Consider the following 20,346-nt stretch of genomic DNA (forward strand, 5'->3'; position numbering starts at 1 on the left):
GAATGCTCTCGGACTGGTATTCTGTGAAGTCGACCCCGTTATACACGACGCTTCCTTTCTTCTCGAATACCTCTTCAGGAAACTGCTTCGCGACCGCTTTCGATATGGCTACGATATGATCGGCAAAGTGAGGCATGACCTTCTTGAACAGAAAGCTTCCATGCAGATCACGCACATGCCAGACCGTCTTCTTTCCGGCCAGCTTCCCGGCAAGCAGCCCATAGATCGTGCTTCTATATGTATTGGTGTGAACCACGTCGATGTGTTTCTTTATATAGTCGGTCAAACGGTATAAATCTCTGAAAAAGGTGACGAGACTCCGCGGACGTTTCACGATGTTCAAGCTGCTCATCGTATGAGGAGCAATCGTGACTGCCTCGTCCTTACGTAACTTATTCTTCAATGGACTGTTCTCCGGAACGATCAGATGTGGCCGGATGGATTCCTTATTTATTTCCTTGATCAAATAATAAAGACTGAACTCCGCACCGCCCATTTCTTCTGCGTGATCAATATAGGCGACTTGCAGCAGCTGTTGCATGGTGCCTCTCCCCCCTTATCTCCCGGAAGGAAACGGAATCGTTACCAACGCTTAGGCTTTCATTGACCTGCTTGACCCATCTGCTTATCACCATGAATCCCCAGAGGAAATTGTAAATATCGAACGATAACGTTTTGCCTGCCTCTGATTTTCGGAACAAGGAGGTGACAAACGGTACATCTACATAAGCGAGCAGCGGGTTGGAAGAGGCTAGGACTTCCCTTTCGATCCATTTCCCAACCTCCGGGTTCCTCATCACCTTTTGGAATGGCGGAAGAAATACATTCTTAGGACGATAAATGAATGATTCCGGTAGATAACAGGCGAGCATGCTCTTCAAAATATATTTCTGCTCTCCCTGCCGGCACTTCTCTTCCTTAGGAACGCGCGCTCCGATCCCGATCATTTCCCGGTCAAGGAAAGGATAAAGCGTCTGGACACCGTTAATATGGAGGGGATCATGAATTTTCGGCGCGGATAACCCCGACGCTCGAAGGATGACCCTTAATGTCGCGAGCTGTTCATTCTCCGGCAGCCCCTCTACCAGAGGTATAGAGTGCTTATAAAACGATTCGAGTAAGTCATACCTGACAGATTTGCTGATAGGAAAGCCCACTCCATCGAGACTGTTCGTCATCATGATCATGGCATAAAACATCGGTCCGGATACGCTTTTCTTGAAAGCTCTCAGAGGCGTCCCGATTTTCGGGTCACCGTCCGACACCTTCATCCACTCGTACCCCTGCCGTGCCCATTCTCTGAGCGGACGCGGCACTTTATATACTTTCTTCCAACTATGTACATCTTGATGTGTCGTGAATAAGTAGTCGGCTCCCGTTCCATCCACGGCCAGGGGGAACGGCGAACCCGAGAGACGATCGGCAACCATCAGCCGGGACTGCAGCGTCGCCTGATCGACATAAGGGAAAGCGTAGTCCTTCCCCAGATTTCCTAAGACATCAGTCAACCGGCTCTCATCAAAGGTCATTTGATGAAAAGGCATCCCGATCGCATCCGCCACTTTTTCGGCAAACGCTGCTTCCTGATCGTCCGCTCCGAAGGAATAGTTCTCAAGAGTCACATCCTCGCGTCCGTTTTCCTTCAGCTTGGCAGCAATCAACGCAGAGTCGACTCCGCCGCTGAAGAAGACGCTCGATCCTCCCGGTATATCAAGCAACTCCTCCAGCCGGCGGTCGACCTGCTCTCCAGCGTGAGAGGAATCATATATCTCCGTATCCCAGCTCTCTTGCAGCGGGGCGATCGATAATTCATCGTCCGAGAATACCAGCTTATGCAGCGGCGGAATCCGCTTGACCCCTTCATACACGCCCTGATCAGCCGGCAGACATCCCGTTTCGAAATAATGATAGATGGCTGCCTCATTCAGCTTCCCATTTGTGAATCGTGCCAGCAGCCGTTGATCATTCGAACAGTAGAAGCCGTGTCTGTCACTGAAGTAACAACTCTGCTCCGGTGTGGAAAGAGGAACTTCAATCGACACATGCCGTCTTCCTTTCTGCAGGCGGATCGTTCCTTCCTTATACGGTCTGCCATCGGATTCAGGTGACCATGTATTGCTCACCCTCCACAGCAGTTCCGTACCGGTATCCTCCATCGGGAACATCCGGTCCCTCCGCTTTCCGATCACAGCAAGTGCCGTAACGCTGTGACGATGGTCGAAATACATATATTCTATATCCTGATCAAGCCAGAACCGGTGATCTTCCATCTTCCCTTTCCAGTCAGCGAGCCCCACTAGACTGCCGCTGTATAAACAGTAGAACACTAGCAATTCCTCCTTTATTGCGCACGCCTGTCCGCTGCGGAAGCTTTCCCTTCCCTTCGCGTTTTCCACATACGCGTTGCTGCCGACCTTCCGAAACCGAGATCCAACACCCACCCGGCGAACACAAAGCCGATCATGCCGACCAGCACCTGAACGACGAGTGCTGATATTCCTTCCCATTTCCACACAGGAAGCAGACATAGAACCATGAACAGGGATGCCCCGAGTACTCGTCCGGTCCGCGCCCACGGAATCGGCAGGTGCAGCACGTTTCTGCCGAGCAGGATGCTGAAGGCCATCGCTGATCCGTACGATAGAAGCGAAGCGATGGCGGCCCCTTCCGCCCCGGCAGCAGGAATGAAGAGGAAATTAAGCACCAGATTAAGCGAAGCGCCAAGCAGGACCGGCCATATTTGCAGGCGGGTCCGCTTGCTTAACGTGAACGGAAGATCGAAATACGATTCCTTCATCCCATTCAGGAATACCGCCGGTACGATCCATGGCATCAGTGCCGCTGCAGCAACCCGGTAGGCTTCCCCGAAAAAAACACTCCCGATGTTCGGCGCCAGCATGACGATTCCGATTGAAGACGGAACGGCAATGATCAACAACAGCTCGAACGTCTTGTTCATCTGCCTGTGCATACTGGCCCGCATGCCCCTCTCAAACTCACGAATGATGATAGGCGAAGAAGCCGAAACGATGACGCTGATGATGACAAGCAGCGTCTGCTGAATGAAATCGTAGGATACAGCATACAAACCGACTTCTCTCTCACCGATCATCCAGCCGAGCATCAGCCGGTCCATGCCGTAGATGACCATCGCCATAGCGAACGTAGCCGTCAGCGGGAGTCCATATCGCAGCAACTCACGGATCAGCGCCGGATTCACTTTGTTCAGGCGAACCGCTCCCCACTGTTTCTTATGGATGAACAAGAGCGGAAGAATGTTCCCGACGAGCAGGCTGATAATTAAAGCGTTGGCACTTAAACCATAGGACACAAGAGCGACACCGACAGCTAACGTGATCACAGCCCTCGCAATGGAAAGGATTCCGAAAGCCAAAGGCGCAAGCTGTGCCCGCAGAATCGATAAGTTCATCTCAAACCAATTGGACGCAAACATGAACATCAGACCGATGATCCAGATGAACCCCGCCCCCGCATACTGATCCCAAACGACATATACCCCTCCATATAAGAGGGCGACGAAAGACATCAGGACGGCGTAGGAAACAAGCACGGTACTCAAGAATTGATCCATATGATTTTCTATGTAATTCGTGTAGAAGCGGAACGCACCAAGCCTGAGCCACTGAAACGATATGATCCCCGACATCTTCGCAACAATGAGCACTAACGCATAAATACCGTACTCCTCCGGAAGAAGCATCCGGGTATAAATATAAATAGCAGAAAAATTGATCAGGCCGGGGATGCCCCTTGCCAGAAAATAAATGATCGTATGACGTGCTAGCACAATGTTCTCCCTTCCGATGAATCGCATAACATTATTAAGAACAATTAGTTCTTAATAGAGAATTACTTTTGAATTATTATACCACCCTTCCCACAAAAAACAAGACAAACATACATTTTTTTACATAGAAGCAGGTGGTTTTTTCCCGGTAACGAACGCATTTTCAGTTTTAATGAACGAACATTTCTTATAAACTACAATAAACGTTCTTCATGAAGAACACAAGTAGCAAATTACTAAAATATGTATTTTTAACCTTTATTACCCTTAAATATTGTTGCTCTCCCTGGGGTTACTGATTAACTATAATTAGGAAGTTTTCTTTATCATGAATGGACTTTTGGGGTCCGTCCTGTTTCTAAATAACCTGTTCGTTACAGGTCTACTATTGAACCTGTTCAAACATTATGGCACGAAAAAGAAGCGTGCAGTCATATTCTCAACGCTTCTCTTTCAGATCCTATTCACGAAGTCCACGTCTTCCGCCTTCCGTTATTCGAGCGTACTTAGGTGGAGCTTTGTGATTACCTATGTATGTTGCTTTCTTATGGGAATTTATTGCTTAGAATAAAAACTATCTAAACAGCCCCGTACCCTCCTAATATTAATTAGTGAAAATATTAACTTACTAGAGTATCATACTTAAGTACTTTAAACCCCATATAAAAAGCCACTCCAATTGGAGTGGCTTTTTGTAATGCTATTAACGAAGAAGTTGTAAAACTCCTTGTGGCTGTTGGTTCGCCTGAGCAAGCATTGCTTGAGAAGCTTGAGAAAGAATAGAGTTCTTCGTTTGCTCCATCATTTCTTTAGCCATGTCTACGTCACGGATACGAGATTCCGCAGCAGTCAAGTTTTCAGAAGAAGTGCTCAAGTTATTGATTGTGTGATCTAAACGGTTTTGTACTGCACCTAGTTTAGAACGCTCAGACGATACTGTTTCAATAGCAGTTTGAATTGTAGTTATCGCAGAATCAGCAGCATCTTGTGTACTCACATCGATACCACCAACTGAGAAACTATCTCCATCAGCTGCAGCTGCAATAGTAATTACTGTATTTCCATCTGCATCTTCAAATACACCAGAACCGGCATCAGTTCCGATAACATTGCCTTCGGCATCAGATAACTCTAATGTTCCACTATTATCAGCTACAGTATAGGATCCAGAAGTAAGTTTATGTTCATTGTCAGTAACAGCTGTATCGGCTACTCCACCAATTGTTCCACTTACTGTTTGTACTCCTAGTACACTAGCACGCATATCTGAAATATTTAATTCAATGTTTTGACCAGAGTTAGATCCGATTTGGAATTTACCGCTGAAGGAACCATCTGTAAGGTTTTGCGTGTTAAATTCCGTGTTTTGGCCAATACGTGTAATTTCATCAGAAAGCTGGTTTACTTCTTTCTGAATTTCTGCACGATCCACGTCTGTATTCGTATCGTTAGCAGATTGCACTGCTAGTTCACGCATACGCTGAAGGATCGAATGAGTTTCATTAAGAGCTCCTTCTGCTGTTTGGATCAAAGAAATACCATCTTGTGCATTTTTTGAAGCCATGTCCAAACCTTTGATTTGGCCACGCATCTTCTCTGAAATTGCTAGTCCAGCAGCATCATCTTTAGCGCTGTTAATACGAAGACCTGAAGATAGTTTCTCCATTGAATTCTGTTGTGCTTTGTTTGCATCTCCTAATTGACGATACGTGTTAAGCGCTGCGATGTTGTGATTAATTCTCATAATTTTGTTACCTCCATGTTTTTGTATTTATGAAGACACATCCTTGTGTCCCCACGATGTATAACCACTCTATGTAACTAGAGTCATTACCTTCTACCAATCTTTCTTCTTTCAACCATGACCTTCTCCCCGGACGCGCCCAGGCATTCGTGCCATTCGGATCATCAACTTCGATGATCATTAGTAATATCGGTCACCCTCTCAGCTATGTTTAGCAGATTTTCTCATTTCTTCACAAAAATAATTACAGCACCTGCAGCCGCTCCCTCCGGTTCCGGAAGCGCCCGATTTCCTTGTCGAAGTAGAGCTTCACATCCCCGACCGGACCGTTGCGCTGCTTGCTGATGATCAGCTCGATTTCGTTTCCGGTGCTTCTGCTGTAGTAGTCTTCGCGATAGAGGAATCCGACGACGTCGGCGTCCTGTTCGATGTTGCCGGATTCTCTTAAATCCGAGAGCATCGGGCGTTTGTCTTTGCGCTGTTCGACACTGCGGGAAAGCTGGGAAAGGAGAATGATTGGGACGTCGAGTTCTTTGGCGAGCAGCTTGATGGCGCGGGTCATGGCGCCGATTTCAAGATCGCGCCGTTCGTGGTAGCCGGGGGCTTCGAGGAGCTGGAGGTAGTCGATGACGATCAGAGGGCGGGTCAGCTGATGTTTGCGGATCATCTGCTTTAAGTGGGCACGGATTTCGGGTACGGTGTAGGCCTGCTCGCAGAGATAGAGCTTCCATTGTGACATCTCGCCGATGGCATCCAGACAGTTGCGCAGGTCGCTTTCGGACAAAGTGCGCAGCTTCCACTTATGGCCGTCCACTCCCGCTTTCGCTGACAGCATCCGCCTAACAAGCGCCTTCTGCGTCATCTCAAGCGTCAGGAAAATCGTTTCGCCGCCGCTTTCGCAGTGGCGGGCGGCGAGGTTCAAGGCGAAGGCGGTTTTGCCCATCGAAGGACGGCCGGCGAGGATGACCAGATCCCCGGGCTGCACGCCTCCGGTGATCTGATCGACCTCGTCGTACCCGGTCGAATAGCCGGTCATCGCGTCGTCCTCCAACGGCTCCAGTTCTTTGGATACTTCAATGAGGGTGTCATAGAGTGAGGGGTCTTCGATGACTCGTTTCACTTGGCGGTATTTCTCCAATTCTTCGAGGAGGAGATCGAGGGCTTCTTCCGACGGTTTCTGCATATAGCGCTGGGCCGCTTCCCTCGTTTTCCGGTTGCGGTAGGCGTCGATGACGAGGAGCTGATGATGCTTGAAGTCGACGGTCGTCGGAATCGAGGTCGCCATTTCCGTCATATAGCTGACGCCCCCGACTTCGCGCACCTTCTCACCAAGCTCCGTCGTCACCGTCACCATATCGACAGGCGCTCCTGATTCATCGACCTTCCTGATCGCCTGAAAAATCATCCGGTGCCGCCCGTCATAGAAATACTCCGGCAACAGGATTGTTTCCCCGGCAAGCATTCCGTCCACAAGCAAACTTCCGATCACCGACACTTCCGCTTCTTTGTTATACATCATCGTTCCCATCTCCTTAATAGTTCTTCGAATTTCTGAAAAAATTCCCGCTTCACTTCTGGCGGGACCGCCGCCGCTTCTCGCTTCCACTGCTCGACCTTCTCCATGAAATCATCCTCTTCCTCCTCATAAGCGGCGATGTCCGAGATGACCGGCGAATAAGGATAACGCAGCGCGTGCTCCGTCACGTTCGCTTTCACCTTCTCGTAATCCATCCGCTCAAGCGCCGGGATCCACACATCCAGCTTCCTTTTCGTCACCTTGAACTTCGGTGCATACAGCTCCTCCAGCATATCGACGATTTCAAACGCCTTTTCGTATTTCATCCGACCGTCTCCTCTCGTTTCTCTTCATACATCGCCATCCATACCGACGCCCTGTCCGCCTCTTCCCGCGGACGCCTATCCTCCCGCTCCACATCCGCAAGCGATCGGACGCCGCGCGCCTGCCAGTTCTTCAAGATCGACTCGATATACCGGAACGACCGCTTGTTATTCTCGACCGCCACCCCCATCGCCGAAGTCACCACCTCATCAGGCAGCTCCTCCGCCCAAGCCGTAATCCGCTCCGCCACATGCGGCGACAGCGTTCCGACGTTCTGCTCGTAGAAAAGGTGCGGACGCCCCGGCTCTTCTTTTCCTCTCCTCTCTTTTCTTTTAAGAAAGTCCCCCTCAACACCCTCCCTGCTGTCCTCCCGCTTGTCCGCCCCGCCGGCCTCCTTCACACAGGAAATCATCGTGTACGAAGGCGACGAATGGCGGGATCCGGACCGGAACGACAGGTAGCCCTTCTCCGCAAGCTCCTTCCGCGCGCGGAGGAACATCTTCTCACTCATCGCCGACTTCACCAGCACCGCAGCCGTCGGCACCGTAAACTCCTCCTTCCATCCCGTCTTGTTGTTGAACTGCATCAGCACATACCAGAGCAGCGACGCAGACGCCGACACCTCATTCAGCTCCACCTCATCGTGGAACGCATTGATCTCCTTCAAATAATTCACAGCCTCATCTCCTATTTTTTTTAATTAATTTAGAAGGAAAAACTCCTTCGTATCTATAATCGAGAAAGAGAGGCATTTTGGTGTCAAAAAAATCAAAATTTCTTCAAATTTTTTTCGAACTATAAAAAAGAGAGCATTTCCAACGCGCAAAACGCCGAAAATCCTCTATTCAGGTTTAACCGTTTGACGAGGAGGAATTAGTAGGTAGAAGAAAACCGTCAGGAAAAGAATGCGCGGTTGGAAAGTGACGAGGTGGACGTACGTGCAGAAAGAATTTTTCTTTACCCATATCGAGAAGACCCCTGTGTTGATGGAAATATTGAGAGCCGACCGCTTCATCGTCCTCGCCGATTTCAAGGCGTCGACGTTTACAGTGGAAGGAAACGATAAGCGAGAGGCGATTATGGAGATGATCATGAAGCTGAAGTGGGAAGCTTGAGCTCAAAAATAGAAGGAGATGGAGAAAGAAGAGATTCATGGAACGAAGAAAACCACCTTCCAAGGTTAGTGACAACAGGGAAGGTGGTTTTTCACGTCTTTATCTTATTTACTTAAACCTCCAGTACAAAATCTTCGTCAATTTCCGATAGACCTCCGTCCCCGCAGCTCGGACATACGACATACCACTTGTTCCATCTTTGTTCTTGCAAATGGTAATTGTTCATATGCTTTATCAGCTTATGCCCGTAGTTACAATGGACCTTAACCCAGAATTCATTGCAGGCTTTACACTCATAATGAAGTTTAGGATGACCACCACTCGTCAGAAGTTTCCGCTCCTTGACCGATTCGTCTTCCCCGCAGTTCCAACAGACACTATGCTCTCCAAGATGATATTCCATGATCAAACGAAACCAATTCTTAAAAATATACGTTTTGGAAGGAATCATATAAATAGCGTTGTATTTATGGGTATTTTCTTCTGTGGACGTTTCACTGAATTTCGAATCGTTATACAGCACGTGATAGAGAGGAAACTCGCTGTCCTCCTCCTCAGAGATTTCCCCATCTGAGTGGATGATCCCAGATGCCAGTAGCGGTGTATCCCATTTAGAAGAACGGGGCTTCATTTCTCCGTATTTATCAATAGCGACTTCCTGAACATCCCGGACCCACTGATCTTCCCCTTGTGATCCGTAGTCCCTATACTTAGCATCGAGAATGGCCATTCCTTTATCTCTGCCTCCTGAAGTGAACTTGAATACAAAATCAGGAGTAAGATAGTTCTCTCCAAGTAAATTCATCCTAGGTTCATAGAAAATTTCCACTTGCCAATTGTTCCAATGCAACTTAACCGGGGGAACATTAGATGCTTTCGCACTGCCCCCCTGTAAGTATCTACCAAGGGAAGCAGTTATACCTGGGCTTCTATCCAGTTTCCACCCCATCTCATTCGTAAGTAAATGAATCATCTTATAAAGGGTCCATCTCTCGAATATCTTATCCACCTTCGCTGTGCTGACTTGATGCTGATGACTTCCTACATGCAAGGAGACAGAAATTTCATCCTTGATTCGGTTTACTGCCTGCCAGGCGACCCGATACGTCGGATTATGCAGAAATACCTGCGTGGGAAGGAGGGGCATACGCTCCTTCAACTCAAGATCAGCAAATAAAGGAAGCTGCAGCAATCGCTCGGCCGTTTCCTTCAACATATCGTATTGATGAGAAGCACGTTGATACTCTTTTCTTTTAGTTGCAAGTCCTTTAAGCTTCTCCAGCTGTTTCATACCCATCCACGCATTTTCAATCTGATCGGAACCATCGACTTTTACCGGAAGTTCTTCTTCCAAAAAAGCAAGAAGGTCCTGCTTCTCCTCGGATATAACAATTTCATCACCATCTAATTGAATGCTCAATATTTGAGCGAATTCAAAAATATATTTATTATATTTACTAGAGGTCGGAATAGCGACAGCATCGATTCCACCCGGCTGCTTACGAACATACCCGCGGATCAGAATCCTTCTGTATTTCCCTTCCGATTGTTTTTGTGCTTCCTCGCAAAATGCCCTATAAAATCTTACATGCGACGGAACATGCGCACTGTTCAGCTTGATTTCACCGAATAAACTGTTCGGCTCAACAAAAGAATACGTATTCTTCCTGACATATTTCACACTGAGAATCGGTTCTTCCCTTTTAGCGTACTTAAAATAAGCTTCCATCCCGGCACTTGAGAGATGGTGATAATACTTGTTTTCTTTGGTAAACGCCCCGGCAAGCTCCACCTCCAGCTCTATGTACTCCATGTCTTGATCTATCTCCCGGCTTTGAGCAAAATGAACCTTTGCGATAGCCGCTTCGCGGACGGTTCGCTCTCCCTGTGCGTACCGCTCGATTACCTGTGAGTACTTTTGATGGACACGATCATATATCTCCCCATCTTCCACCATATCCGCACTCCCGAGTGTACATTGTATTTCTGTATCGCTCTTACGGAAGTACATATCCAACTCATTTGATATATTACGTAAATGAGACATAGATGTTGGTTCCTGAGTCCCCATGACGGATGCGTATTGAACTAAGTCCTCCAACAGCTGTTTGATCAACTTATTCTCATACGTAGCGGTCACAGGAAGAAGCGACCGGCTCCGGTAGCTCGGCTTACCAGGATTCATATATTTCTCTATCTCCATCTGCATATCGAAACGCCCATAGGCCTTCGGTTTTTTCTTTGTTGTCTGCAGTTCCAGTACCGCATGAGGCGTCGCACTTATTTGTTGGATAGCGCTGGTCAACTTGTCCAACTGCTCCTGTAATTCCATGACGATTGTCTGGGAGTTAATCCCCACTCTTGCCATGTTCCGATTATCGCGTACCAAGTCTTCATGTATCTTGTACAGTTCCGCCACCATCTCTTCATACTCTTCCATCGGTAAAGAAGACGGGATGAAGCGCACCGAACCCATTACATTCCTTTGACTGCCAACCATGCTGACAAGCTTGGCCTGACCTGCATTGGTCATCCCCGTCACTAGACTTGATTCATCGAAATTATAGTAATTTTTCTTCCCATTCTTCTTACTCGAAAAGAATGTCGGTTCAAACCATATATCCTTTTCTTCACTGTAAATGAAGGTAGAGGTAAACGTTCCATCTGGAGAAGATAATAGTACAGATTCCATTTCCTGCTGTTCGCCAACGAACCGAATACCAATCTGCCTTATGGATTTCTGCTTTTGGCTGCGATAGTGATTAGGTATGACCCACTCGCCATCATTATTCATCTCTATCCTTTCCCCTACATCGAGACCGGAAACAGGAAGCATCTTATTTATTGGTGTTTTACGATGATCATAAAACACCTTTATCATATAAACTTCTATGGCCATAACCAATCAACTCCAGTAAGAATACAAGCCTGTTTTCTTGTATCTGCGCTTCATTTTCTCCAGTTTATCCAATGCGGATTTCTCCTCTTTCACATGAGGCTTGACCGCTTGGATCAAGCTGGTGATGACCTGTTCCTGTTCCACCATGTCATGAATCCTCGGCAAAAGCTTCAGTAGAGTGAGGTCATCCACGAGCTGCTCCACACTACATCCCAAATTCTTCGCCGCTTTATAGTACAGACGAATATGCTTTTCCGTACGCTCATTGAATTCAATGTCCCAGTTCTTCAATTCTTCCTTAATGGCATCCAAGGCTTCTAAGAAGGGTTTTGACATGGTTTCTGAATTTAGAGAGTCTGCCTTCATGTATTGGGATGAAATGTTATAGTTTCCGACGTCCAATACCAGCGGCGTATCCTCCGAATCCTGACGATACATGGGGACAACAAAACTTCGGTCTATGACTTTTGGACTCATGGCCTGGACGGCACCATCGACATTCATGGTACCGATAATACGGACATTATCAGGAATTTCTAATTCAGCGGGGTACCTTTTTAAATTTTCAAACCTTGTGATTCTTTCATAGTAGGATACCGGGTCCAACCCTAGATCCTTTAACTGTTCCCTATCCAATTGTCCATCCTGATACACTTGTTGAGTAATCCACTTTAGTTCTTGTTCATTCTGCTTATACTCGAAATCACTATATAAGCGTACCTTCTCCCCCTTCAACTCCCTTTTGCTTAGTAAGTCGGCTAAGTAATATTCGATTTGGGCGAGGTTCATTTCATCTAAACAGATAAAATAGAGCTGCGTCTTGTTTTTACCGGCCTCAATCAGACAATCTAAAAATGAAGACGGTATATAGAGCCTTCTCATAGGGTTATAGAATCCTAAAAGATCCTGTTTATCTGTCCAGCTCGGCTGCACAGGAATAATTTCATATCGAGCATTCATGACTTTGGCTAACTGTTTTACAATGGTCGTCTTTCCCGTTCCTGAAGGGCCTGATAAAACGACCATTTGTTCTGTCATTAAAGAAAGGAACAAATGACGCAGTGTTTGTTCTTGGTATAAAAAACCCCTTTCCCCGATCTGCTCCTGAATACCTTTCAATAATTCATAAGGATTGGATGGTATAGGCAAGAAGTCTTCCTCTACTTCCAGTTGTTCTTCCCGTTCATCTTCATCAAAAGTAAATCCCAACTTCTCGAGATCATTTTGAAGAGCAAAGAGTTTCTGTTTCGTTTGTGTTAAACGATCTCCCTCCTCTTTCAAACGATCCAATTGTTGCTTATGTTCGTTCTGCTGATCATTTAAATCAGATAAGTCATTCGCTACTTTGGCTTTAATCAGCTCAGCAGCATCGACGAATCTACTTTCCTCTCCCTCATAAAGAGACGGCTTCGCTAGAGCAAGGATGCCTAAATCCTTCTTCTGCATGCCAATTAAGTCAAAGATTGCATCAGAATCTTCAATAGGATGGACGTCCGGAAAAGTGGTTTCCAGTATATTACCTTTTCCTATTTCGAATTGCGATTTCGAAAGCTTGAACTTTGCAGCGACTAAACAGCCGTTCTTCAATTCCTCCCCCTTTTTCTTCCTGCAATAAATGCTTAATTCCCGTAATCCTTCTCCCGTAAAGATTTGACGATTCAATGCCGACCCGTTATAAGGATTGATCAACTGTCGAATAAAGAAAAACGGTTTATCCTCTACTGGATTGCTCACACGTCCCACCAGCCAAAAATCCTCCAATTGCATACGGTCTGAAATGTAAGAATTCTTCTGCTCCGGTGACAAAGAAGTGTACACTTCTTTTGTAATCGCTCCCATCAATAAAAACCTCCTTGAACTTAGATACAATCTCCCCCGAACTTGAAATAAACGATCACTATGTACTAAATCGGGATTACGCATTATATCGGTCTAAATATTCAATTTATTAACATATTATTCTAAATGAAATCGCAAGAAAGAACGTTGTGCAGATTTCTCAAACTACCTAAGATACATAGAGATGAACCAAGACAGCGTAGCAGCTATGGTGCCGTTAAATATATGGAGCAATTCCCCCCTTTCGCCAGTCCATTCCCATAACTTGACACCTATGTTAAAATTAATTTTTCAAAGAAATTTTTTGATAAGGAAATTAATTATTAAACCTCACAAGTATTTACATTTACAAGTCTATATAATAATCTAAACCCAACTTCCACACCGGGAGTTGGTTTTTTTGTACTCAAACTATTTACTTATTAATACGACAGAAAACGAGATTCACAGTGACACTTTAGACCTACTGGATTATAATGCAATTATCTACAAAATATTACATGATCTGCCAAACAAACATCCAGACTCAGACTATATATACTCCCATACGGGAACTCAAAAAAGTGTAAAGGAAGTGGAAGGTGAATTTTCTCAAAGGTTATCTCCTTGCCCTGAAGAACATCAACAAAAAGCGCTATCTCACGCCGATTCCCATCTTTATTCTGTCGGTCACGATCTATAGTCATTGGAACGACTGGCAGCGCAGTGGAGAATATTACGATATCAGCGGCGTTACCTACACTTTGATGTTCCCGATACATCATTGGCTCGTACTCCTCTGTTTCGTCTGCTATCCTCACGCTATTACATGGGTACAATCCACCTGGCTGTACCGGTTCATTTTCCGGGAATCCTCCTTCTTCAAGCAATCCGGATCGACGTTATTACGGTTATTGGACATCGAGCGTAACACTCCTGATGATTATGTCGTGAGGACGCAAACAATCCGAGGTGCGGATGGCAGGTTGTATGCAGGGAACTATATCGCCAGTCATCCAAAAGGAAGAAGACATAGAGCAAGAAGCTTACATATCTATACCGTCGCCTTCTTCATCTTCAAAGATATCGTGCTCCGATATTTAACACACGGCGGGGTCTTCATCATCAGCCCGTTTCTGTATGTAATCGCCGTTCCGCTCCTTTCAAGGAAAGGCATTCTGCGGTTTATGGAGCAATGACCGAGATAAGATACATGAGAATAATAGGAGGCAATGAAATGCATAGAAAAAGAAAGTGGCTTTTAGTAGTTTTCATTGGTTTATTGGCAGCTGTGCTGGGGGCGTGCGGAAGTGAAGAGTCAAGCGCTGATACGCCCTCTCAAGAAAGTCAAGATCGACCCCAGGACGGGAACCCGGATGACTTCGTCCCTTTAAGTGAAGCGCTGGAAGAGAACGCCATCTGGTTCGGCACGTCCGCGACGGAACCGGGAAGCCTGACGAGAGACACGTCGATCGGCCGGGTGTTCGTCTTTCATAAAGGCGCCGTGAAATACTATAATTACAGGGATCCAGCCGATTCCACTCTCGTGGAGGAGCACTTGACGATCGAGGACGTCGTCGACATGTCCGATAAGGAAATCAAGAAGCACGCCAAACAAAACGGGGAAGAGGTCGATCTAGGTGACTACTCTCTCGATATCGCTCTCGACGATTCCGGCAACCTGACAGAATTCGAACGTCTGATTACCGATCAGCGCCCGGAGGATGAGAAATATCCGACATTCTCGAGCACGATCATGCCGACGAATTTCTTCGATACAGATTTCGTTGCCATCGGAACGAGCCGGCTGGTCAAAGGAGGCTGGCCGGCAAGCGGCTATCTCCTCACGAAAGTCGACAAGCCTACCATCTTCATCCTTGATGATGCCGATACGAAGAATAAACGCGTAACCGTTGAAGAGTATTAAAAGAAGAGGCACAAGCTGCATACAGCTTGTGCCTCTTCTTTTATGTACGATTAGGATGGACAATCGGCTTAAATCCACCCAATTCCACGATTTCCTGTTTTCCACCGGCCGTAACGAGGTAAAAGTATTCCTTTTCCATAGCCTCTATTCCCTCAACCGTTATCCCCTTCTTCTTATAGAAATTTACGATTTCACTTCTCGCGGCGGTAGATACATTTCCCGAAAACCCTTTGTCTGTTTCCGGGGGAGGCGTGGGAATGTCCTCCTCGGCCCGCTCCTTCTCCGGCGCACCTTGGTTATAGATTCCCTGCAGCAGTTTGATGATTTCAGAGAATCCCAGTAACACGACTCCCCAGACGACCCCGTAGATGACGAAGGACCAACCAAGTGTTCCTTGATCGTAGCCATAGGAAGGCTCCTCCGTTCCGTAAACCAACCCTAAAATGATCCCTCCAACAATGGATAACACGCCGAGAATAAACAGCGCTGTAGCAATCGGATTTTTCTTCATACCCTTTCCCCCTTCCTCACATAGTCCTATGTATTCCCTATTTCCTCTAGTATTCCTTCATTAACCACACCTTTCGGTCATAAAAAAACACCCATGGAGGCTCCTCCACGGGTGCATAGCAACATTATAAAAATCAATTATCTGCCGGAAGTAAACTTCACACAAACCGGCTCCGGAACATACACATCCGACTGGACGAGCGTCAGCTTCCCAGTATCCTTATCCCGCTCAAACAACGTCATCGTGTTCGATTTCTGGTTCGTCGCAATCAAGAATTCCTCCGTCGGGTCAAGGACGAAATCGCGCGGCCAGTTTCCTTCCGTCGACGTCCATTCGATGAACGTCAATTCTCCGGAATCCTGGTCCACTTTGTATGCCGCAATCGAATTGTGGCCGCGGTTTCCGGCGTAGATGAACTGTCCGTCGGACGAGATGTGGATCGCACTTCCGTCGTTCGTCTCCTCGAACGTTTCCGGGATCGTCGTGATTGCCTGCTTTTGGGTAAAGCTTCCGTCCTTTTCGTCATAGTGAAGCACGAGTACGTCGGAGCTCAGCTCAGTCATGACGTAGGCATATTTGCCGTTCGGGTGGAAGGTGATGTGGCGCGGACCGGCACCAGGTGCTGTCTTAAACACTTGGACCTGATCGAGCTTCCCATCATTCACCGCATAAGAAATCACGCGGTCGCTTCCAAGGTCGATGGCGATAACATACTTCTCATCCGGCGTGAAGCCTGCATAGTGCATGTGCGGCTTCTCCTGGCGTTCGTGCGGGCCTGTCCCTTCGTGCTCCACGACGGAAGCAGCCGGATTCAGCGATCCGTCTTCATTCGTTAAATAGGAAGCAATTTTCGTCGTATGGTAATTCGCTGTCACGACCGTGTTCGTATCGCGGTCGACGCTCACGTGGCACGGAGGTGATCCGGCTGCGAACTGCCCATTCAGCGGTGTCAGCCCCCCGTCGCTTTCGATCGAGAACGCCGTCACGCCGCCTTCCTCGTCGTCTTTAGCGACCGCATATAAGTACTGGTCATCGTCACTGACCGTTACATACGTAGGGTTATTCAATTCAGCAGCGAGCTTCACATCGCCAAGCTCTTTCTTCTCCGTATCGAGCGTGAACTGGTACACGCCTTTACTTTCCTGTTTCGTATACGTACCGACATATCCATTATACTTAGCCATTCCAAAACTCCTTTAACGATTAGTGTGCTGCGTTTCTTATCTAATTATCTCATAAACTAGTGTATTGCAAAATGAAACACCTTTCCAAGTAACGAGAAAAAGAACGTAACCTGATATCAGGCTCTGTATATAGTCGCGCACACGAAAAAATTCCGATAAATTGTAAATAAAACCCAAAACTTGACTCATAGTCCATGGGCAGATCACCGAAACCATTGGATGATTTTCACATGGCTAATTATATTGAAAGTAAGTTGTACAACGTGGTTATAGGAATCAAAATTCGCAAACTCCGCACAGAAAGAAAGTGGACGCAAGAGGAGCTGGCCTTCCGTGCCGGGATGGACGTGACCTACATCAGTGATTTAGAAAACGGAAAGAGAAATCCCACCAACATCACCATGAAAGCAGTGGCGGAAGCATTAGAAATCGAATACAACGAAATCTATCCCACCCCGGAAGAGATAAAGGAGTATAATTAAACCTGTTCCTTTATCTCTTCCCGCTCCTCCGGCGCCATCCCCGGTAACACTCCAACCATTCCCCGAACGAGGTGAACCCCATTGAAAAAAGAATATCTCTACTTTACCATCGAGCAGGAACGTATCTGCATTGAAATCTGGTGCGGTCTCTTGTCCTACTTTGTTATTGGCAGCGTGCTTGGAACTTTCGAGTTTGGAAGTCTCCGTGAAGGCCGTGATAAGGAGGAGGCTGTCGGTTATGTTGTGGAGCAGTTGAGGCAGGAGATTGAGAGAAGGAAATGACTGTCCCATCCCCCCCATAGAAACCATCAAATATATCCTCAGAAACTCTCATCATGGAATGCACCGTTAAATAATATAAGAGACCTGATCCTAACTGCGAGGTTTTGGCCTCCCGCAATAAGAGCAGGTCTCTTTCCATTCATGCTATGTGTCCGTCCTTACTTAAACGAAAAAGGAAACAACCACCAGCATCACAAATGCTGTAAGCCATGCCAACGTAGTCGGAATGGACCACACCATCATTTGTTCTTTAGCGTTCTTAATACCAAGCATCCGGTTTACGACCCAATAGAAGCTGTCATTAAAGTAAGAGAATAAGAGGGATCCTGTTGTCGCTCCGACTGCCGCAAGAGGCATGTAGACTCCATCGACTCCCGCTAATATCGGCGCCGTGATGGAAGCCGCGGTAATCATCGCTACCGTTCCGCTTCCCTGCACAAGTCGTACAAAGCTGGATACGAAGAATGGCAGAAGGACGAGCGGCACAGACATGTTTACGATCAATTCGGCGACATAGTCCCCTGATCCACTTTCACGAAGAACGTTTCCGAGAGCACCACCAGCACCTGTGACGAGTAAAATGATACCGGCAGATTTAATTCCTTCTTCCATACGGTCAAGTGAATCCGTGCGGCTTAAGCGAGTCGTCAATGTATAAATCGCGAAAACCAAGCCGATCCCGACGGCAATGACGGGATTACCGAAGAACTGGATATAGCCGAAGATACCTTCTGTTAATCCTTGCGCAGAGACGACTGTATTGGCAAAGATTAATAGAATCGGAATTAAGATCGGAGCCATCGACATGAACAAGGAAGGGAGATGTTTGTTCTCCTGCTGATTGATGAATTCTTCATAGGTTTCAGCCGGCTGTTCGGGCCGTATCCATCCTAAGCCATCTTCGTCCGGCAGCTGGTGAATTCGTTTGCCTATCCATTTTGCATAGAATACACCGACGATGATCAATGGAATGGAGAAGATCAGTCCCCACAAAATCATGAGACCGACACTGACGTCGAATATTCCGGCGACCCCAAGCGGTCCTGGAGTAGGAGGGACGAGCGAGTGTGTCACTACTAGTCCGATGGCCAGTGCAACACCCAGGGTAACGATGGAACGTTTCGTTTTCTTTGAAATCGCTTTCAATAATGGAGTTAAAATAACAAAGGCTGAATCGACAAAAATAGGAATGGAAACGACGTAACCCGTTAACGCCATCGCCCAGTCCTCTCTTCGTTTTCCAAGCATTTTCACAAAAGAGTAAGCCAGTCTTTCCGAAGCTCCCGCGACTTCCATGACGCGCCCCAGCATCACACCGAAACCGATGACGATACCGATCGAACCAAGCGTTCCTCCGAAGCCGTCTGTAATGGCATTTGCCACATTGGGAGGGGTCATGCCTGCTACTAAACCGATGACCGAGGCTGAAATAATCAATGCGATAAAGGCATGTATTTTAGTTTTCATAACTAAGAAAACAAGCAAGGCTATACCAATGACCAAACCTAGAATTATTTGTCCACCTGGTGCTTCCACTCACATTCATCTCCTTTATGGTTCTTGATAGAAAGCTTATTTAAATTGCTAATGAAGTTTTGTTTATATATAATGACAAGCGAGTCCTCCCTTGGGCTGTCCGTTCTGGATCTGTGGTAGGGTACGGAACAGGAACCGCACCAAGGGGACTCTTTTTTACGCTTGCATTTATAGGGTTTTACTCTTTATTTTTTAAAAAATGGTGTGTATTTGGCCGCTGCTTTGATGGCTTCCACCATACTGACCGAGCTTGCGATTCCTTTACCGGCAATATCGAAAGCCGTCCCATGGTCTACAGATGTCCGCAAGTATGGAAGACCGTTTGTCACGGATACGGTACGTTCAAAGTCATACATTTTTGCAGCGATGTGTCCTTGATCATGATACAGGGAAAGGACAGCGTCATATCTTCCGTTTGCCGCCTGGTGGAAAACAGAGTCTGCCGGAACCGGTCCGTTCACCTCAACCCCTTGTTCCCGTGCAGCTTCCAAGCCTGGTTTCAATTCGTCTATCTCCTCACGTCCAAACAATCCGCCTTCTCCGGAGTGTGGGTTCAAACCTGCAAGTGCCAGTTTCGGATTTTCGATTCCCAACAGCTCCAAAGCTTTCTTACAACGAATCAAGTAATCTTCCACCCGCTCCTTGGTCATCATAGGGATGGAATCGGCGAGGGATACGTGACGAGTCAGGAAGAAAATGCGCAAATCATTCACTTCGAACATTGTCATCGGATCATCCGCTTCCGTAAACGCTGACAGCATCGCCGTATGGTCGATATAAGGAACGTCTTCTGCTGCTTGCAGCGATTCCTTGTTGATTGGAGGTGTACAGATGGCGTCTGCGTCTCCGGACTCGATTAAATCATGTGCTGCTTTAATATATTCATAGGAAGCACGCCCGCACATGCCCGAAACCATCCCCATTTCATAGCTGTCGAGGTCGACATTGTCGAGATCAATCAAATCGATGGTACCGCTTTCGAAAATAGCCTCTGACGTCTGCTTGATAACATTCAGTTCCAGGTGGGTATGAATGGATTCCATGATTACTTTCAGAACACCTTGGTCCCCAATGACCACAGGATTACATACATCGTAAATTTCTTGCTGCGCCAGAGATTTTATGACGATTTCAGGACCGATACCAGCAGGGTCTCCGGTTGGAATTACGATTACAGGTAGGTTGTTGTTCATTTTTCAT

Annotated in this window: 18 protein-coding genes; 5 read left to right on the forward strand and 13 right to left on the reverse strand. The window is 46.9% G+C overall.

The window, feature by feature from the left end; translation table 11 throughout:
• The 7 genes from D479_RS10890 to D479_RS10920 form a co-directional block, all read right to left on the reverse strand.
• Positions 1-541 (reverse strand): glycosyltransferase family 4 protein (locus tag D479_RS10890; protein ID WP_008636870.1); only part of this gene is annotated, 541 nt, incomplete at its 3' end.
• The gene (locus D479_RS10895; RefSeq protein ID WP_008636871.1) at positions 510-2,327 is read right to left on the reverse strand and encodes an asparagine synthase-related protein; all 1,818 of its coding nucleotides are present in this window, start codon (positions 2,325-2,327) and stop codon (positions 510-512) included. The genes D479_RS10895 and D479_RS10890, both read right to left, overlap by 32 nt.
• Positions 2,328-2,341: 14 nt before the next feature.
• Positions 2,342-3,808: an oligosaccharide flippase family protein gene (locus D479_RS10900; RefSeq protein WP_008636873.1), complete on the reverse strand. Its 1,467-nt coding sequence runs from the start codon at positions 3,806-3,808 to the stop codon at positions 2,342-2,344.
• A 703-nt stretch (positions 3,809-4,511) separates the two neighbouring features.
• Positions 4,512-5,552, reverse strand: coding sequence for a flagellin (locus tag D479_RS10905; protein ID WP_008636875.1), 1,041 nt, complete (start codon positions 5,550-5,552; stop codon positions 4,512-4,514).
• Between the two features lie 244 nt (positions 5,553-5,796).
• The gene (dnaB, locus tag D479_RS10910; RefSeq protein WP_008636876.1) at positions 5,797-7,071 is read right to left on the reverse strand and encodes a replicative DNA helicase; all 1,275 of its coding nucleotides are present in this window, start codon (positions 7,069-7,071) and stop codon (positions 5,797-5,799) included.
• Complete coding sequence (locus D479_RS10915) at positions 7,068-7,394, reverse strand: hypothetical protein (protein WP_008636877.1); 327 nt, start codon at positions 7,392-7,394, stop codon at positions 7,068-7,070. Before D479_RS10915 ends, dnaB begins: the two co-directional genes overlap by 4 nt.
• Positions 7,391-8,068, reverse strand: a complete 678-nt coding sequence (locus D479_RS10920) for a DnaD domain protein (RefSeq protein WP_008636878.1) — start codon at positions 8,066-8,068, stop codon at positions 7,391-7,393. The genes D479_RS10915 and D479_RS10920 overlap by 4 nt, the downstream gene beginning before the upstream one ends.
• Before the next feature lie 262 nt (positions 8,069-8,330).
• Here D479_RS10920 and D479_RS20755 point away from each other — a divergent pair, with 262 nt between their 5' ends.
• Complete coding sequence (locus D479_RS20755; protein ID WP_161484925.1) at positions 8,331-8,507, forward strand: hypothetical protein; 177 nt, start codon at positions 8,331-8,333, stop codon at positions 8,505-8,507.
• A 112-nt stretch (positions 8,508-8,619) separates the two neighbouring features.
• Here D479_RS20755 and D479_RS10930 read toward each other — a convergent pair whose 3' ends face one another.
• Together D479_RS10930 and D479_RS10935 are read right to left on the reverse strand one after the other, a co-directional pair.
• Positions 8,620-11,406 (reverse strand): nuclease domain-containing protein, encoded by a 2,787-nt coding sequence (locus D479_RS10930; RefSeq protein ID WP_008636894.1) that lies wholly within the window; start codon positions 11,404-11,406, stop codon positions 8,620-8,622.
• Between the two features lie 6 nt (positions 11,407-11,412).
• Positions 11,413-13,245, reverse strand: a complete 1,833-nt coding sequence (locus tag D479_RS10935) for an AAA family ATPase (RefSeq protein WP_008636895.1) — start codon at positions 13,243-13,245, stop codon at positions 11,413-11,415.
• 581 nt (positions 13,246-13,826) lie between these two features.
• On the opposite strand from D479_RS10935, the gene D479_RS10940 reads away from it, so the two are divergent.
• Together D479_RS10940 and D479_RS10945 are read left to right on the forward strand one after the other, a co-directional pair.
• Complete coding sequence (locus D479_RS10940) at positions 13,827-14,423, forward strand: hypothetical protein (RefSeq protein ID WP_008636896.1); 597 nt, start codon at positions 13,827-13,829, stop codon at positions 14,421-14,423.
• Positions 14,424-14,461: 38 nt separating this feature from the next.
• Entirely contained in the window at positions 14,462-15,151 is a 690-nt protein-coding gene (locus D479_RS10945) for a hypothetical protein (protein WP_008636897.1), read from the forward strand.
• A gap of 40 nt (positions 15,152-15,191) precedes the next feature.
• Here D479_RS10945 and D479_RS10950 read toward each other — a convergent pair whose 3' ends face one another.
• Positions 15,192-15,662 (reverse strand): hypothetical protein, encoded by a 471-nt coding sequence (locus D479_RS10950; RefSeq protein ID WP_008636899.1) that lies wholly within the window; start codon positions 15,660-15,662, stop codon positions 15,192-15,194.
• Positions 15,663-15,799: 137 nt separating this feature from the next.
• Positions 15,800-16,846, reverse strand: coding sequence for a lactonase family protein (locus tag D479_RS10955; RefSeq protein WP_008636901.1), 1,047 nt, complete (start codon positions 16,844-16,846; stop codon positions 15,800-15,802).
• A gap of 230 nt (positions 16,847-17,076) precedes the next feature.
• On the opposite strand from D479_RS10955, the gene D479_RS10960 reads away from it, so the two are divergent.
• Complete coding sequence (locus D479_RS10960) at positions 17,077-17,328, forward strand: helix-turn-helix transcriptional regulator (RefSeq protein ID WP_008636903.1); 252 nt, start codon at positions 17,077-17,079, stop codon at positions 17,326-17,328.
• An 81-nt stretch (positions 17,329-17,409) separates the two neighbouring features.
• Positions 17,410-17,610 carry a hypothetical protein gene (locus D479_RS10965; RefSeq protein WP_008636904.1) on the forward strand — a complete coding sequence of 67 codons (201 nt, stop codon included), beginning with the start codon at positions 17,410-17,412 and terminating at the stop codon, positions 17,608-17,610.
• A 162-nt stretch (positions 17,611-17,772) separates the two neighbouring features.
• Here the strand turns inward: D479_RS10965 and D479_RS10970 are convergent, their stop codons facing one another.
• Both D479_RS10970 and pdxA read right to left on the reverse strand, forming a co-directional pair.
• Positions 17,773-19,146 (reverse strand): gluconate:H+ symporter, encoded by a 1,374-nt coding sequence (locus D479_RS10970; protein WP_008636905.1) that lies wholly within the window; start codon positions 19,144-19,146, stop codon positions 17,773-17,775.
• 185 nt (positions 19,147-19,331) lie between these two features.
• Positions 19,332-20,339, reverse strand: coding sequence for a 4-hydroxythreonine-4-phosphate dehydrogenase PdxA (pdxA, locus tag D479_RS10975; RefSeq protein ID WP_008636906.1), 1,008 nt, complete (start codon positions 20,337-20,339; stop codon positions 19,332-19,334).
• Between the last annotated feature and the right edge of the window lie 7 nt (positions 20,340-20,346).

It is taken from the genome of Halobacillus sp. BAB-2008 (genome assembly GCF_000328325.1).
Taxonomy (GTDB): Bacteria; Bacillota; Bacilli; order Bacillales; family Halobacillaceae; genus Halobacillus.